The 15,736-nt window shown below is 44.5% G+C and carries 19 protein-coding genes; all 19 read right to left on the bottom strand.

Translation table 11 applies throughout. The features are described from left to right. Window positions 1-4 precede the first annotated feature (4 nt). Window positions 5-712, bottom strand: a complete 708-nt coding sequence (locus MMB75_RS25660; protein WP_076292400.1) for a LysM peptidoglycan-binding domain-containing protein — start codon at window positions 710-712, stop codon at window positions 5-7. Next, window positions 712-3,057, bottom strand: coding sequence for a hypothetical protein (locus MMB75_RS25655; protein ID WP_076292399.1), 2,346 nt, complete (start codon window positions 3,055-3,057; stop codon window positions 712-714). The genes MMB75_RS25660 and MMB75_RS25655 overlap by 1 nt, the downstream gene beginning before the upstream one ends. Window positions 3,058-3,096: 39 nt before the next feature. Beyond that, window positions 3,097-3,747, bottom strand: coding sequence for a hypothetical protein (locus MMB75_RS25650; protein ID WP_076292398.1), 651 nt, complete (start codon window positions 3,745-3,747; stop codon window positions 3,097-3,099). Between the two features lie 225 nt (window positions 3,748-3,972). Beyond that, window positions 3,973-4,398, bottom strand: coding sequence for a phage tail assembly chaperone (locus MMB75_RS25645; RefSeq protein WP_076292397.1), 426 nt, complete (start codon window positions 4,396-4,398; stop codon window positions 3,973-3,975). A gap of 28 nt (window positions 4,399-4,426) precedes the next feature. Continuing rightward, window positions 4,427-4,897, bottom strand: a complete 471-nt coding sequence (locus MMB75_RS25640; protein ID WP_076292396.1) for a phage tail tube protein — start codon at window positions 4,895-4,897, stop codon at window positions 4,427-4,429. Between the two features lies 1 nt (window position 4,898). Next, window positions 4,899-6,224 carry a phage tail sheath family protein gene (locus MMB75_RS25635; protein ID WP_277511505.1) on the bottom strand — a complete coding sequence of 442 codons (1,326 nt, stop codon included), beginning with the start codon at window positions 6,222-6,224 and terminating at the stop codon, window positions 4,899-4,901. Next, window positions 6,224-6,466 carry a hypothetical protein gene (locus tag MMB75_RS25630; RefSeq protein ID WP_277511503.1) on the bottom strand — a complete coding sequence of 81 codons (243 nt, stop codon included), beginning with the start codon at window positions 6,464-6,466 and terminating at the stop codon, window positions 6,224-6,226. Before MMB75_RS25630 ends, MMB75_RS25635 begins: the two co-directional genes overlap by 1 nt. Beyond that, window positions 6,459-6,884: a phage tail terminator family protein gene (locus MMB75_RS25625; RefSeq protein ID WP_277511501.1), complete on the bottom strand. Its 426-nt coding sequence runs from the start codon at window positions 6,882-6,884 to the stop codon at window positions 6,459-6,461. Before MMB75_RS25625 ends, MMB75_RS25630 begins: the two co-directional genes overlap by 8 nt. 4 nt (window positions 6,885-6,888) lie before the next feature. Next, the gene (locus MMB75_RS25620) at window positions 6,889-7,290 is read right to left on the bottom strand and encodes an HK97 gp10 family phage protein (protein WP_151255383.1); all 402 of its coding nucleotides are present in this window, start codon (window positions 7,288-7,290) and stop codon (window positions 6,889-6,891) included. Further along, window positions 7,287-7,658: a hypothetical protein gene (locus MMB75_RS25615; protein ID WP_151255382.1), complete on the bottom strand. Its 372-nt coding sequence runs from the start codon at window positions 7,656-7,658 to the stop codon at window positions 7,287-7,289. The genes MMB75_RS25620 and MMB75_RS25615 overlap by 4 nt, the downstream gene beginning before the upstream one ends. Window positions 7,659-7,660: 2 nt before the next feature. After that, window positions 7,661-8,035 carry a head-tail connector protein gene (locus MMB75_RS25610; RefSeq protein ID WP_277511496.1) on the bottom strand — a complete coding sequence of 125 codons (375 nt, stop codon included), beginning with the start codon at window positions 8,033-8,035 and terminating at the stop codon, window positions 7,661-7,663. A gap of 13 nt (window positions 8,036-8,048) precedes the next feature. Next, window positions 8,049-8,243, bottom strand: coding sequence for a hypothetical protein (locus MMB75_RS25605; protein WP_151255380.1), 195 nt, complete (start codon window positions 8,241-8,243; stop codon window positions 8,049-8,051). Between the two features lie 17 nt (window positions 8,244-8,260). Beyond that, window positions 8,261-9,250 carry a major capsid protein gene (locus MMB75_RS25600; RefSeq protein ID WP_263560030.1) on the bottom strand — a complete coding sequence of 330 codons (990 nt, stop codon included), beginning with the start codon at window positions 9,248-9,250 and terminating at the stop codon, window positions 8,261-8,263. Between the two features lie 29 nt (window positions 9,251-9,279). Further along, entirely contained in the window at window positions 9,280-9,636 is a 357-nt protein-coding gene (locus MMB75_RS25595) for a hypothetical protein (RefSeq protein WP_151255377.1), read from the bottom strand. Next, on the bottom strand, window positions 9,636-10,241 hold the full coding sequence (locus tag MMB75_RS25590; protein WP_151255376.1) for a phage scaffolding protein: 606 nt from the start codon (window positions 10,239-10,241) through the stop codon (window positions 9,636-9,638). The genes MMB75_RS25595 and MMB75_RS25590 overlap by 1 nt, the downstream gene beginning before the upstream one ends. 232 nt (window positions 10,242-10,473) lie before the next feature. Further along, the gene (locus MMB75_RS25585; protein WP_277511489.1) at window positions 10,474-12,171 is read right to left on the bottom strand and encodes a minor capsid protein; all 1,698 of its coding nucleotides are present in this window, start codon (window positions 12,169-12,171) and stop codon (window positions 10,474-10,476) included. Further along, window positions 12,168-13,637, bottom strand: coding sequence for a phage portal protein (locus tag MMB75_RS25580; RefSeq protein ID WP_277511488.1), 1,470 nt, complete (start codon window positions 13,635-13,637; stop codon window positions 12,168-12,170). Before MMB75_RS25580 ends, MMB75_RS25585 begins: the two co-directional genes overlap by 4 nt. Before the next feature lie 14 nt (window positions 13,638-13,651). Beyond that, window positions 13,652-14,893 carry a PBSX family phage terminase large subunit gene (locus tag MMB75_RS25575; protein ID WP_277511486.1) on the bottom strand — a complete coding sequence of 414 codons (1,242 nt, stop codon included), beginning with the start codon at window positions 14,891-14,893 and terminating at the stop codon, window positions 13,652-13,654. Beyond that, on the bottom strand, window positions 14,886-15,668 hold the full coding sequence (terS, locus tag MMB75_RS25570) for a phage terminase small subunit (protein WP_277511485.1): 783 nt from the start codon (window positions 15,666-15,668) through the stop codon (window positions 14,886-14,888). The genes MMB75_RS25575 and terS overlap by 8 nt, the downstream gene beginning before the upstream one ends. Window positions 15,669-15,736 lie beyond the last annotated feature (68 nt).

Below are 15,736 nucleotides of genomic sequence, written 5' to 3'. Positions count from 1 at the left end.
GCCATCACCCCGGCAGTCTCAGCACTTGCCCAACCTTTAGCCGCTTGGCCTGTGCATTCGTGATTTTGTTGAGTGTTTGTATCTCTTTGCAACGTGACCCGTCACCCAGGTTCTTTTTAGCGATAATCCAAAGCGTATCTCCAGCTTTAACCTTGACCGACTTGGGTTTAACCTTCTCATTAGGACGCTTAGCCTTTGCCTTTGTGGTCGTAGTCTTTTTTGCGCCTGCCTTGGTTGTGGTTTGCTTCACCTTGGCCTGCACCGCATTGTAAAACACGTACTTTTTGAATGATATTGTGTATTCAATGTCCGATGTACCAGCTACCGGTTTCCACTCAAACTCTTCGATTGTCACCGGCATGTTTATAGCTATCTCCTGCGGACTCTTTTGTGCGCCCGGGTCAAAACTTATCGCTGAATAAATAAAGCGGATGGGCCGCTTGGTGTCCATCCACTTGTCTATTAAAGCTATATATTCAGGTATTGGCCTTAATTCATCGGTGTTGACGAATGGGTACGCCTGTCCAGGGAAAAAGCTATCGAAGGATATCTCCGTAAGTTTCCGTGACTGAATCGCGTTGATCTCGCCCCCGTCCACGATTTTAAATGTGGAACCATCTCCAGCCTCTTTGATGCTCATTTCTGGCGGATTCACTGGGATACGAAATGCTTCTTCTCCGTTGTTGTAGCTTAGTAGTATGGCGTGTTCCATTAGGTGTACACCCCCTGTGCTGTTGAAACAAATTGTTCTTCTAAATGGTCGCCAATTTTCTTAATGATCGTATCCACATCAGCTCCGTTGTTGATGTCGCCTGTCTTGACCTGCACTGTAGGCGTAAGAGTCACGAAGTTCTGTATAGACTTCATTTCTGCAATATCCCGCATGACCTTTAAATCCTCCGATGAGATATCAACCTTGTCCTCGATCTTACCAACCTTGCCCACTTTGCCAACATTACCGATGTTGCCATTTTGTTTAGGCATTTTTGGGACTGTGTAAGGTTGCGCAGTTCCTTTCAAGGAGAAGTTACTTATAGATTTAGTTAGGTCATTCGCTGCTGTTTTCCCACTATTGAAAGCCTTCAAAACGTCCATTGATTGCATTCGGTATTTGCTAAAATCCAAAACGTCTTTATCCGTTGTTGGCTTTTGTGGTCCATCTTCCATCTTCATGTATTGGATCGCTGAAATGGTAGAGCCTGTAATAGAATTCGTCTTTTCTATCAACCAATTCAGACCGTCGACCATCTTATTAATTAGATCAACAAAGTACTTACCTATGTCATTCCAAAGGTCATAAAACAGTTTTTTAATGGCATAGACCGGATCGATGAATATATTTGCGAAGAATTCTACAAAATCCAGTATCACATTCCAGAATCCCGCAATCCAGTTGTTGAGTTGAGCAAACATTGCGTAGAAGATACCTACAACAAAAGCCACAACTTGCCCGGTAGAAATACCAAACTTATTTAGGATCGTTATAATCGCAATTATGCCAGCAACAATTAGCGCTAAAGGCCAAACAGCTATGATCCAATCTACCGCAAATCCGACAGCTACAGCAGCAGCCACAACACCCAATACCAATAAAGTGTTCTTGACCAAGTCCCAGTTATTTATTAGGAATTGCACTACGCTTGATGTGACTTGAGCTATCATAGACATACCGGCCTGTATGCTACCGAAAAATTGGTCAAACTTGCCTGAAGCAAAAGCTTTATTGATAACGTCAAACAAAGGAGCAAACGCGTTTACCGCAGCATTACCAGCTTGAGCCAAATTGAATTTAAAGGTATTCACAAGTTTCTGCCATTTCGCTGCTGGTGAATCCAACATTTTTGAGAATGCCTTTTCAGAAAGGTTTTGTTGAACAAGGAGCTTATCCATCCCCTTTATGAACCCTTCAATATCTCCCGCTTTACCAGCTTTTAGAGCATCACTATTTTTAATAGTTCCTCGGCCAATGTTAAAGCGTTCGACGATGGATGTGTAATCGCCGGATAGCAACTCCTTCATCGAAAATGCCGCTCCTTCAAGCCCTTCCATTGGGTTGAGCTTCGCAAGACGCATAGACAGCTTATTTAACTGTGCTAGTTGCTTAGGATCAAGCGTAGAGGACATGAATGACATAGTTCCTGATAAAGCTTGCTGTACGTCTTGACCAGCAGCTAATGCTTGTTTAGTAATCGCATTGTAAATGGCATTACCCAGTGCTTCTGATCCCGAACGGGCAACAAATGTACTAATCATCTGTTGTTGTTCCATCGCCCCGCCCATAACATTTTCAAACAGACCTTTTGCAGCTGCAATAGATACATAAGCAGCGGCGATGTTCCTAAGGTTGCTTAGCATCCCCTCAGAGTTCCGTCCACCTTCTCGCAATCTCCGGTTTAGTTGATCTTGTAATTGGTTTATCTTCTGTTCCAAAGCTTCTATCCGTGCTAAAGCGGCTTGTAACGATGCTGCGTTTGCACCGCTGCTTGTTCTCAGTTGTCGAACAACACGAATAAGCCGCAGTACAAGCATTTGCAGATTACCAAACATTGCTTGCAACGAAGCTGGTAACTGTATCTGTATACGTGCCTGTATATTCCGAAGCTGGGAATCAATCTGTTGTCGAATGTGCCGCGCTTGCGCTATTGCATCAGCGGCGTTGATTGTTATATTTACAACCGAAGCTGTAAACATTCCGCGAATACGGTCACGAATAACTGTAATTTCGCGCAGAATATCAGCAGAGTTCACCACAATGTTGACAACAGACCCTGAGCCCATCTGCCTTATATGGTTACGCACAACTTCTAGCTCTCGAATTGCATTGGCTGCATCAATATTGATTCGTACATTTCCATCAGATAAAGATTGCAGTCTTCGTTGTACAGCATTCAACTCACTAACTGCATTAGCCGCGTTTACGTTTATTTGAATATTAGCACGGGCGGCTGTTTGCAACCGTTCCATTTGCCGTGTTGTATTTTGAAGAGCCTGATTGACTGCATTTAGTTTGCTTGAAAAGTTATCATATAGTTGGAGCGTCGATTGAACAGTAGCCATTTTCCCTCCTTTCCAAAAAAGAGGCACAAAAAAAGCACCCTATTTGGATGCTTTACCTGTACTTTGTTTTTTAGGATTTACTATTTTTTCAACTACATTGATTTCCTGTAAACCTGCCTTCACTCCTACTAAATACAAAGGAGAATTTTCTCGATATTCAGCTAATTCACTTGTTTTACCATCATCCAAGTATTCAAGTAACGATGCCAGCGCAGAGTCTTTCATAGCTACTCCATCCAAAATCTTTGATTTCCCTTCCGTTAAATGAGCTCCAAGTTTCTCGGGAAATCTTTCGTCAAACTTCATTGCTATTAAATTTGATCTATGTTGATTAATTATATCCCGATACTCTTTAACGTTTTCGTAAGCTTCGACTTGACTAAACGAACCAGATGAATAAGCTTTAACGAATTCATTAAAATTCGCTTCACTCTCAATCATTTGTGTAGTTTCACTGAGAACTTGCTTTTTAAACGAATCAAACTCCTTCTTTATTTGAGCAGATTCTGTCATGGGTTTTACAGATTCTTTGCCGCTCTCTGAACCTTTTGTGATTCCAACAATGATAACCAAAGGAATTCCTATTATCAATATGATTGCAAGAAGAACCAATTGGCTTTTATGACGTTTCTTTCTTTTTTCCATCTTGTATTCTTTTTTCGATTCTTGCCACTCGCCGTAATTAGACATAATGACCCTCCTGAGTGGGTATATTTTACCATTATTCTATCAACCCGCTCAGGAAGAGTAAATCATTTATTTAGTTTTACTACTTGTTTTTCTCATTTTCTATACGTTCTTTAATCATCGCGTATATAACCCCGCGCTCAGTCACGGACATTTTCATGAGGTCCTGCGGCAATATACGTAATTTATGGAGGGCGTAATAGGCGAAACTCGCATCGACGTCCTCCTTTATGAGTTTTTTGTTTCTTCCATAACCTTGTTGATATCTTGATCGTAACCATTAAGCTCCTGCACCTTTTCCAACAAAGTAGCGAACTCACCAGACAAAAGCATTTTGTTGAGCAAGTTATCAGCCCCAACAACACCATAGTTCTCTTGCAGCTCAGCATCTTTCAGGTTAGGATACACTACGCTTTCTAAAACTAGCTTAGTGGTGTAATCGTCTGGGTCAATTTCAGGAATTTTCATCCCCCCTTTGCCCTTCTCTGTTTTCGTGGCAGACTTTCTAATGGCTTTGTTTCGTTCTTCCGAAATACCTTGGATCTTCCAAAGAACGGGCTTGCCATCTTCATCCTTAAATCTTTCAGAAACAGCAACCTCTTCTGTAATATCCACTGAAGAATTTTCTTTAAAGAATGCGCTAAATTGACTCATTATTTATATCCCCTTAATTTAGATTATTTTAGTTACCACCCAAAACAGGTTTTGTGAAGCTGTCTTGCAATCCTACCCCGGAAAAAGTAAAGTCCAAATCTTCGTCCAACAATTGAGATTCAGTATCCAACTTAGCAATAATAATGCTGCTTATATTGACATTCTTGAGCGTCACGGTTTGTTTGCCGATCGAGGAGGTTGGGTCTTCATTGACCGCGACCAGATCAAAATAGGTATCTTTTCCTGTGGTCACATAATCCAGCATCATTTGTCTGAACAACGAGGTCACATAGTAAAAAGTCATTGACCCCGTTCCCTTCCAACCATTGGCTTTATTCTGATCCCCCAGATATCCCAATACTTTTACTTCTGTCATGTTTTTCTCGATCTTTGCCTCGAATTTCTTGCAGTAGGCCATCTCTTCCACACTACCGTTTATGGTGGCGTACAATCGACCCTGCTGACCAGAGATTGTATCTTTTGCGTTTAACCATGCCATATTAGCTTACCCTCACTTTCAAGTAGATTTTTTCTGCTGCATCTACTGGTTTAACTCCCGTATCTACCAACACCGCGTCTTTGTCTTCGCCAGCAGTTACTATAAAATCTGTTTGAGGGTTGAAGTCCTCAATGGCATTGATGCTTTGCAACAATTCCATGTACTTAATACCTTCTTTTTTGAAGATATTGCGTCCATCTGCATTGTTGTCCACCTTGCCGATATAGGACTTTTCAAACACCTTCTTGAGGTCGTTGCCTATGCTGTCCAACACACGAATTACGCGGTTCTTAGAGCGTTCCTTACCCTTAGTAGGAGTGTAACTTCTGAAAGTATTGATATCCTTTTCAACGATGGCTTTATCGTCACTAAAGGTGAATACGAACTCCCCGTTTCGCAACGCTATTATCGTCTCGCTATTGGTCAAACGTACATCAACATCAACTGCATCGTCATAGGCCGTGTAAGTAAGTGACTGGTTCACCTGTGCCGCCGCCTCTGCTGCAGCTACCCAAGCCACCACGTTAATCTTGTCGATCACCGTTCCATCCGACAGTATCACGCCATTCCTCGCGCTGATTACTCCCTCGTAGTCAGCAGTAGGATAGTCAGAGAGGACAACTTGTACATAACGGCCCTCTGACTCTCTCAATCGCTTCACAAAGGATACGTAAATTGACTTGAGCGTGGCATCCGTAGATACCACTCCGATGGTGTTGAAACTCTGTGTTTCTACAGCCACTAAAAAGTCACTATGGTCTGTGTTGGTTACAGCACCGTTTGCGCCGCCTGTAAGTGGAGCGCCAGCTGTAGCAGCCAGCGTCTTATCAGTTGCAGACGCCTTGAATGTTACCCAGTCATTGGCTACCAGTCCGTCGATGTTCGCCACCTTCTGCGTATCTACTTCCCGACCTTCCACAAGCGTTCTTACATTAAAAATAGTAGGAGTATCAATGTCACTTTGGATCACAACGGTAATGTCGTTCCCACGCACGCCTCCATATTTAGCTGTGGTGACTAAATTCCCACTTGTGGCGGTGGCTTTTGTACCTTCGTTGAGTTTGTATATAAGAAGCTTAGAAGCCCGTTTCATCGCTTCTTTAACTAGCAACAAGCTTGCATGAGTAATGTCATATCCCAACACCTTAGATACATCGTCTCCTGCATTAATGGTAATGATCTGCTTTGCCGCCCCCCACGGAAGCATCAGGGGCAAAGCTACCGTACCGCGCTCCCCAAGTGAGCTGAGTGATTTCGGGTCAGAAACAATATTAATGTATACGCCCGGTCTGACTTTATTTTGGGTAACCCATGTACCACCTGGCATTATTTAGCCTCCTTTGCGTTAAAATCCGCCAGAAGGTTCTTAGCCTCACTGACTGTGTATGTTCGTTTATCCTGAAGCAAAGCGCTTAGGAAGTCCTTTTCGATGTTCGTAAATTGCTGTGAATCCTGGAATTGCTCTTTGGCAAAACGGGGTTCTACCGAAGCTGTGGACGTTGCCGCCTCTTTCTTCGTAGGCGCTGCCGCAGGCGTTGTCTCGGTTTCTGTTTCTTGGTTATCAGCCACGTATACCAGCCTCCTGTTTTAAAGTCCTCATTTTTGTTTCTGGTCCCTTTGGACGCATCAAATGTACATTGACGTCAATAAAGAAATGCAACACATCATCAACAATCTGGTGTTTCATCCCTACCGCCCTGTACATGGTGCCTTCCCACTGGATATACTCCAGTTCCTCGTACAGTTGGTCAGCAACCGTTTCGCATTCACGGCGCTTCTCCGGGTTGCTAGGTTCCGGGAAATAGTGAATGTCATAGTTGCCCACTCTCATGTAACGCCGCCCAAATTCGCGGTCTTGTGAGCCGTTTATGAGCAGCACAAAAAAGCACGGTTCCTTGAAACCCTGCTCGATTCGCTCGTCGTACACTGGGACACCCGTTCGAAAGGTACTCAGGTACTTCAATATTCCGTTTTTTACATCTTCCATTGCATCACCTCAGGTGGTCTTCCATAAATCGTTTCAACTTGCGGTCCATTAGTGCAGGCAGTTCTCGTTCAAGCTCTCTTTCGGAAATAGTGAGCATGAACCTACCTTCCACCCAGCCCGTGTGTAGCCGTGTGCGGTGCCCATATTCCACGTAAGGCGCATATTCGATGGGGTTAAACAATTCGATGCTATAGCCCCCGCCCACACGCTCTACAGGACCCAACTGCCAGTTACGCCGGAGCATCCCAGTATCTACAGGAGTACGTGCCACCGTTTTAGCTAGTAGCCTGCTGGCAAGCTCTCTTATGCAGTTCTCCACGAATTGTGGGTAATCAGCTTGCATCTTACGCAGGCTCTTGCCCAGCTGCTCGAACTCGCTAAAATCAAACTCAGCAAAGCCGCTCATGCTTTACCGACCCGCTTCATCTTGATTTCTTGATGCGTTGGGTAAATGAAAGGCTCGCCCGATTGCTGAAATTCATAGCTCATACCGTCCTGCGTGATAAAAATACGACTTCCGGACGGAATAACAATATCAGGCGTAATGAATAGCTTCCCATCATATGCGACATCATTGTTCGTGTCCGTTTGTGCTGCGCTTGGCAAGGATGCTTGGGACAATGCACACGGCTGGTTGTCGAATATAATGCCCTTTGTGGGTCGTTCTACGCCTGTTACGGGGTCTTTGCGGGTTGTCTGTCCTTCTACCCGACAAACACCTGTGTAGGTCATTTCAAGCAGTCTGCGTTCTGTTACTGGACTACCCAATTGCATCACTACCACCTCAATCTACGGAATGCGTTGAGCTGCGTGGCATACGACTTAATGAAAGCCGTACCCTCCACGCCCTTCTTGGCATATGCGGAAAAATTAAACTGCACATCGCCGCGCTTGACACTTTGGACGTTCAACTCAGCTTCTCCAGCTGTTGCAGGCTCTGCAAACTGGTTAAGGTAATAGTCCTTAGCAATCAGCAGCATCGTATTTTCTAGTTGCTCCGGTATGTCGGATATATTGCAATAGTTTTTGATACCATCAATCGTAAAGTTGAGGGCAAAAGACAACTGCACATCCTTATCTGTTTCAGTAACTGGCAGACCCAGCAGAACCTTAAGCTTAGTGAGTAAAGCTTCGAGACGTTTCGGGTCCATATCGCTCACCAGCCTATTCGTTTTTATTTGCGGTGTCCGCTTCGGCTTTATTTGTGCTGTCCGTTTTCTTTGTTGATGCTACTTCTTCAAGTACGCCTTTTTCAACCAGTTTGGCTCCATACTTATCGTCAAGATCGATTTCACCAGAATTCACAATAACCCCGGCTTGGATCACCGGGGATAGTACCTTATATTTTTGTTTTGCCATGTTATAAGTTCCTCCTATTAAACCGACAGACGGTAGATTTGGGATGGTTTTTGTACAGCTACGAAAGCAGATTCACCAACGTATACCTCTTCGGATGGCGGTGGGCCTTCTTTGACGATAGGCAGTACATAGATTCCTGGTTCAAAGTTCTTTTCAATTGTTGGACCTTGTACGGTGATGATAGGTTGTTCGCCCAACAGCGCTACCGTACGAGCTTCAAGCAACCGCGCAGGCGCTGCACCTTCCAAGGAAACCACATCGTCATTGACACGGATCGTAATTGGAGCGTCAGCAATTTGTGTGATGATGCCTTGTACTTGTTCCCGTGTAGGAAGCATAGCATTATTGACTCCAAACAATGCCCCACGGGTTTGATTATTAAGAGTCAGGTCCAACATGACATCACCGGAAATATCAATATAACGTGGCGCTTGACCTGCGTTGATATCCTTATAAGCTTTAATTGCTGCTCTCAGGTCATCCAATGGTGTGGAAGCTGCTCGATCAGACCATAAAACGGTCGGTGTCACCTTGGCTGTTAGGCCGAAGTTAACATTGATTTGCACATCGTTTTTGTTATACACGATAACCCCATTGTAAACAGCCTGTGCTCTCAACCATTCCTCAGTATCGTTCACACCTTCGATCAAGCGATCTGTTTGGTCGTAGATACGTTGGATTGCTCTTTGACGTTCATTTTCAACACGCGGATTAGTAAACTTGAGTTGTTCACGCTCGTCCAAGCGGAAGCCGTGTTGAATCTTAGCAACCTCTTGAGTGAGTGTTTTTAACCCTTGTTTGTCCCGTAGCGGAGCACCTGAATTCCACCCAGTAATGGAGGCGCTTGGTGCATAGGTTTGTGTAAATACGTCATAGTCAAATGTCAAATCGTAACTCGTATCGGTAGCACTGATAGCTTTAAGAAGATACTGTTTTGGTATAAGCCGGTTCTCTACATACCCCATGAATTCCGGTTGTTTAAATTGATCTAATGAAAGAATACCCATTTATATATTCCCCTTCCCTTGTCCCTGTTTTAGTAGTAACGGTAACGTCCGCCTGCCGCTGTTTTAAATGCTGCTGTAACGCCTGTGAGTTTGCTTTCCACAACCAAGGCTTCTGCCCATGCACCAACAATGACGTTCTGTGTGGTCGCATCTCCTGTAAACGCATCATGTGATGTGAGATAAACCTTGCCTGTGTCAGCATCCGCAAACGGTTTAGCCAGCCCGTTGGCTTGGATGCTGATTGCTGTACCTGCTGGAACAAGTGTGTTTACAGCAAACTTAGTGCCGTCCAATGTCACCCCACCGATTTTTTCAATGGAGCCCTTTACGACATAAAGGATTTCCTTTTGTGATCCATACTCTTTAACACGTGGATTCAAGTTCATTATTTTTCACTCCCATTTCTTTGCTCGGCAATTGACTTGCCTGCGTCATAACCCTTCAATGGTGCTGGTGGGTTGCCAGCCCCTGCACCTTCCGCTGGTTTAGCACCTTTGAAAGTCGGTTGCGTATTACCTTCCTCTTTTGGAACAAACAAAAAAGACTTGCTATCACGCAGGTCCTTGAGTTGGTCGTCCAAGCCGCCTTTCACAGCGCCGTTGTCGTCCAGTTCAATTTTCGATTTGTCCAGCAGTCCAGCCACAATATCAGGATCGTGCGCCTGACCGCTTAGAGCCATCTTAAGCGCAGTGTTCATTCGCAGTTCCTTCATATCAGCTTCGTACTTGTCGGTAGCGGCTTTATTGTCCGCCTGAAGCTTTGTAATCTGATCCTGTAGCGCTGGCACATCCCCTGCCGCCTTCTGCAAATCGGTCAGTTGCTTATCGCGTTCCTTCAAATCACCTTCAAGTTGCTTCTTAGCATCATTTATTTCATCAAATCGATGCTTAGGCACATATCCGGTGTACTTTTCCTCAACCTCCTTTGTGATAGCATCAATTTTGTCAGCTGGCACGCCTTGACCCTCCAGCAATACTCTTAACCATTCCATATATACCGCTCCTTCATCTTCGTTTTTTAACCTGGTCTCGACCAGTGATGTCTTGTGTTTTACGCCCACAATACCAAACGGCGATAGGCAAAATAAAAAGCCTGCTGCATCTAAATGTGCAATCAGGCTTTAATCCTTACTATTTTGTTTTTCAAATGGCTCTTTGACTTGCCTTAGCATGTCAGCAGCTATTTCTTTAGGTGTTTTGGTAAAATCCAGCTTCAGCGGCGTATCATCGATTAAACCGATAGTCCGCTTTGGCTGCTTGGAAGTCTTCGACATACGTCCACCCCAGTTCTTTTATGATTAATCGCAACCATAGGTAATCCATATATTCATTCTTGGCTGTTTCTGACATTGTAGCATAGTTCTCGCTGCTTTGTAACTGCTCAAGAGCAGTCATAGCAGTAGCTTCCAGCACATTATTAAACACAAGCAGATCGGATGATTTACCATTGGATGATACTCCACTTACTCCGCCATCATGCCCAACTGCAAGTAGGCTAGATATAGCGGGATAAATAGCCATGTTACGTATATCCTTAACGTTAACCCTTGTCCCTCTCGGGTGGTTGTGAGTCAGGATTACGCTATTCGGCGGTGCTTTAATAAGCGAATCGTGTATCTCAGGAGTGAATGTAACTTTGTTTATGACGCCATCGACCCGACCGATTTTCTTGCCTGCTGTCTGATCCATAATAACCATGATTTCTTTGCCTGCTTTGTGGCCTTCCCGGGCAAGACTGCGGTTAACCTCAGCCAATTTTTCCAATACCGGTTCAGACACATTAGGTAGATCAACATGGTAAGAAGCTTTTGGATTGTACTTCCTGTTAAAACTTCCCCCAGGCTCTTCAACCTCAGGATCAGGCACATTGCTTTCTGTGGGTTCATTCGGTGCGTTTGGCTTAACATATTCCTTTTCCCATTGCTCATAGGTAATGTCGCCAGGTACCGCTTGGTTCTTGCCATCTTCTTCCCGAGCTATTCGCTCCTGAACATTATCCTCGTAATAAGGAATCGTAGTAGAGCGGCAATGAGCATGCAGCGGCGGGTAAGTAACTCCTACCTCTGCCTCGGACACCGCAAATACCTCTCCATCCATGTGCCGGCAGATACTTGATGTGTGTTTATCCAGGGTAGCTGTAAACTTGTACTGCTCTACACCTAACTCCTTATAGGCATCCATGCGAGACTGGCCGGCAAAGTAGGCGGATTCAGTTTGGATGATTCGTGCTGCAGCTGATCGAGATACTCCCATACGGTCAGATAAGGCGTTAATCATCTTGTCCGGCGTATCGCCGCGTATCATGCCTTGTGTAAGCACGGTTTGAAGCTCATGGACCAACTTATCACGGTCTTTCCATATCCGCGCTGAGAAGTTTGAACCATCTGCCGCCCACGGCTTACTTAAGACCGCCTCAATCTGCCGCTTGTCCAACTTCGAAAATGTAGCACCTAGTCCTGTGCCTTTATGAAGCTCAAATACCGAATGATAGTACCCATCCTTGTATATATCGCCCATAAGCTCTTTAGCGCCTGCCTGACGCTTTCCAGTCAGCACCTCGACATGTTGCCGCATCTGCATTTGTAGAGCCTCTAAGCGAGTCATACGCACTCTTATGGATGCATTCTCAAGTTCCTTCATCCAACGCTGATCCACAGCATTTTCGCGGCCTGCCTTGATATAGTCATCTACCGTCCATTTGAACTCTTTGAGCTCCCCAGCTTTGAGCACTTGCCTTGCTTCAGCTAGGCTGATCTCGTTATTTTTCGCAAACCGCTGGTAGAACACGTCAATATCTTTTTGGATGGATGCGTTAGCCTTGGCATACTCAATCTCCATTTTGCGGACGTAAGCATCTCCTTTGCCTAGCTGCGCCTCATTAAGGGCATCCATACGCTTAGACCAGTATTCCTCGGACCTCATGATTGTTCATCCTGTTTTGGTACTGGTTCAGGAGGGACGCCACCCGTGCCGCCGTAAGGTTGATCTTCTGCCACAGTCATAGCATCGTTCTTTTCCTTTTTGAGCCTATCGAGTTCGTCCTGCACGTTGGTTACCCATGGATGATTAGCCACAATGGTTTCGTCGGAAATAACGCCTACACTATCCTTAGCATTTGTCACAGCTTCCGTTTCGTTGATCAGGATATCCCGGTTAAAGATGAACTCTACATCAAACTCAGAGTAATCTTTGTTCGTTGTATTCGCCAAATGCTGATTAACGAACCAGAGCAGTTGCTCCAGAGAAGCTTGAAACTCAGTCTCGATGATGTTCGCATCCATATCCAGGTCACCATATAGGAAACGTAAAGCTATACCGGAAGGACTGTTACCAAATTTATCGGATTGCGTATCTACCCCGCGTCCAAACTCATAAATACTTTTCCGCAACTCAGTTATATGGCTAGTTAGCGCCGTAGTATCAATGTTAACGCTAATTGTATCAATGCCACCGTCACCAGAAACCTTTGTCATACGGTATTGTGCCAAGTTACGCCGTGCTTCCCCCAAATCCGTACCATCGTAGTTTTTGAGCACGATGATATCATTCGGTAAGTCCTCAAGATTGTTAGAGTTGAAGGAGACGTGTTTGTCGTAATCATCGACCAATGTCTTTAGGATCTCAACCAACGGCATTTCTTCGTCGTTGTATTTAAACGGGATGAACGGGATACGCTCCCAGTTGAGCTGTTGAACATTTCCGTTAACATCCTCAGCAGAAAAATGCCCCTGCAATTCCTCGTACGGCACATAGTCGGACGTGGAGTTTTGCACCCACTTCATAACACCGTTTGAATCCCAAAACTCAATGATTTGAATGGTCTTTTTTGTCTTGGCCTCGTATACTTCGACTGGGTAGAAGCGAATCATTGCATCCAATTCAGTATGAGCTCCATCTTTCCAAAGCGGCACACACTCCTTAGTCGGAATGACTTTGAAACTCAACTCTCCCGTTTCAGAATAGTATACTTGCAACCATCCGATACCATTGTTGACAGCATTTTTTCCAAGGTTCTTGAGTTGGCGTAAGAAAGACTTACCATAGTATTTATCCAGTTCATCCTTATACTCTTTGGGCCCATCAGTTGTAATACTTATCGGTTTAGACAGCAAATAGCCGGTCTTTTGATCAACCAGCTTGCGTACAAACCCGAATACCAGTTTGTTATTGGCGAGATTTTGCGCCTCAATCTTAGCGCCGCCTTCACCGATAACATACCGCTTATGCTCGAGGATATCTGTCTTGTTTCGATAGTACAGTTCACCCGTAATCATCCACTCTAGTTTCTTGGATCGTTTGAAGTCATTAACCTCTTGTTGTGCTATCTCCCTATTGGTCATAGGAGCATTTTTTTCAAGGTTGTAGATTACTTCTTCTGTTGTGGTCATGTTTACCTCCTCCCTTAAAATTCAAATGTAGCTGGCTTTCTAATTTGCTCCATGGCATACCTTAAAGCATCCAACGTATGGTTGAAGTCATCTATAGGTTTGTTCATGAACTTGCCTGCTTTGTTTTGCTCCCATACGTAGCTTGAAAGCTCAATAGCAACATTGGGGCAATTGAATTTGTGGACTATAATCTCGTATTGTTGAATGAATTGGATGCCATTCTTAACACTGTCTGGGCCCTTATCAGCAGCCCGTATCCTTCCGATACCGTAGCCTCTTATCTCATCAATGGATTTGGGCTCCGATGAGTCAGCAATGATCCGCTCTTTCGCATAGCCCTTGCCTTTAATCATCTGGGCAATATCGTCATTCTGCATGCCGTGTTCATAATGCTCATCGAATATATAAAGCTTCTTCGCCTCTTTGTTTACGAGAGCACAAACTAGTGCGCTCGGGTCATTCGTGTAACCAAAGTCGAGGCCGAAAACGGCTTTATATCCGCTTTGCTTAGAGATGGCTTTCCAGTCAAAGTCTTCTTCTCTCCAATCCTCATATATAGCGCCCTCAGCAATCCCCCAATCCCCATCACCTTCAACCCGGTGACGTTTGGGTTTATGCTCTTTCATCCATTTAAACAATGCACGATCATCTTCCCCCAGGAACTCATTGCATCGATAATTCGTGGTGATTGCCAGGACATTTGGATTGGAGACATCAAAAAAACGCTTCTTCAGCCAGTGTTTTTCATTCCACGGGTTAAAGGAAAGCGTCAATTGTTTAAAGTATCCTTCGGGCAGTTCTCCCCGGATAGACATATCAACTTTGTCAAAATCATCTTCGTTTAAAATTTGGTATGCTTCTTCAAACCAAGCCCAACACAAAAAACCGTTATCCACCGTTATAGATGTGATGGACATCGGATCATCAAGGCCGCGGAACAATATTTTCTGTCCTGTCGGCTTATATACAGCTTCAAGGGGGCTTTTCTTAAACTGCCATAAATGTGATACTTTCAACCGATGAGCGGCCCATTTCAGCTGCGCCCATGTTGAATCCTTATGAGTATTAAACGTCTTTCTCAGAACCAGCGTGTTGGCTAACGGCATCTTCATCATGTTGTAGATGATCCAGTAAGCAGAGGTCACGCTTTTCTTAGAACCCCGGCCGCCCTTGACTACACGGTAACGTCCTCGAAAACGCCAAAATTCGGCATACCCTTTGCCTATTGCCTCTTGTAAGCTTATTTCGTTACTCATGCAAATCATCCTTAAACACTACCGATTCTGACATTTTTCCTTTATCCATAGAATCCACTTCCGCTTTCAGTTTGCTAATCCGTAGTTGCTGCTCTTCATCGGCATAACCAAGCCTACACATTTCCTCATACCGCTTAATGAGTCCTTGCAGCGTGGTCATAGCGCGACTCTGAGCATTAAGGAATGTTGCCTGTCTATCCCAAGCAAACTGAAATTCAAATTCCTGTTCTGTAACAACTGGTTGAAAGGAAGTCTCTTCTTTAGTTGAAGTGTCCATAACCTCGAACTTCTCTTTTTTCAGTTCCTTAATCATTTCATCCTTATCAGTAACGTACATGACTTGTTGCGCTCTGAGGATTGCCGCGTATTGGAGAGTGATTTGATCCCATATCATATCCAAGGGGGATCGTTCTTCAATCATTTCCATTATTTCTGCGGTATCAGCTGGTAGGAACTTGCGAAAGAATCCATGCGTCACAGCTTTGTCGTTCCCATAAGGACCACCTGGGCCACCTTTATTGCCCACTGCATTCTTGTTACCTTTGGGAGCACCATGCCCCGCTGCGTTTCGACTGCCCTTGGGTGGGCCGCGTCTTTTTTGGGATGCATCTTTAACGTTGGACGCATCTTTTATGGATTCGGATGCATCTTTATCCCAACCTTGCCGCTGTTTCCGACTCTTAATGGTCGGGTACTTGATACCATGCTTATCAGCTAGGTCGGTTAAGGAAATATCCGTTGTTTCGTACTCTTCTCTGATTGCTGACCAATCCATGACTACATTTCACCACCCCCGGCTGGTTATTTGTGTTGGTTTTGTTATAAGGAAATTTGAAAATAAAC

Origin of the sequence: Paenibacillus sp. P2(2022) (assembly GCF_029522175.1) — a bacterium.
GTDB classification, from domain to species: Bacteria; Bacillota; Bacilli; order Paenibacillales; family Paenibacillaceae; genus Paenibacillus; species Paenibacillus polymyxa.
This window is presented reverse-complemented; position numbering and strand designations above follow the sequence as displayed.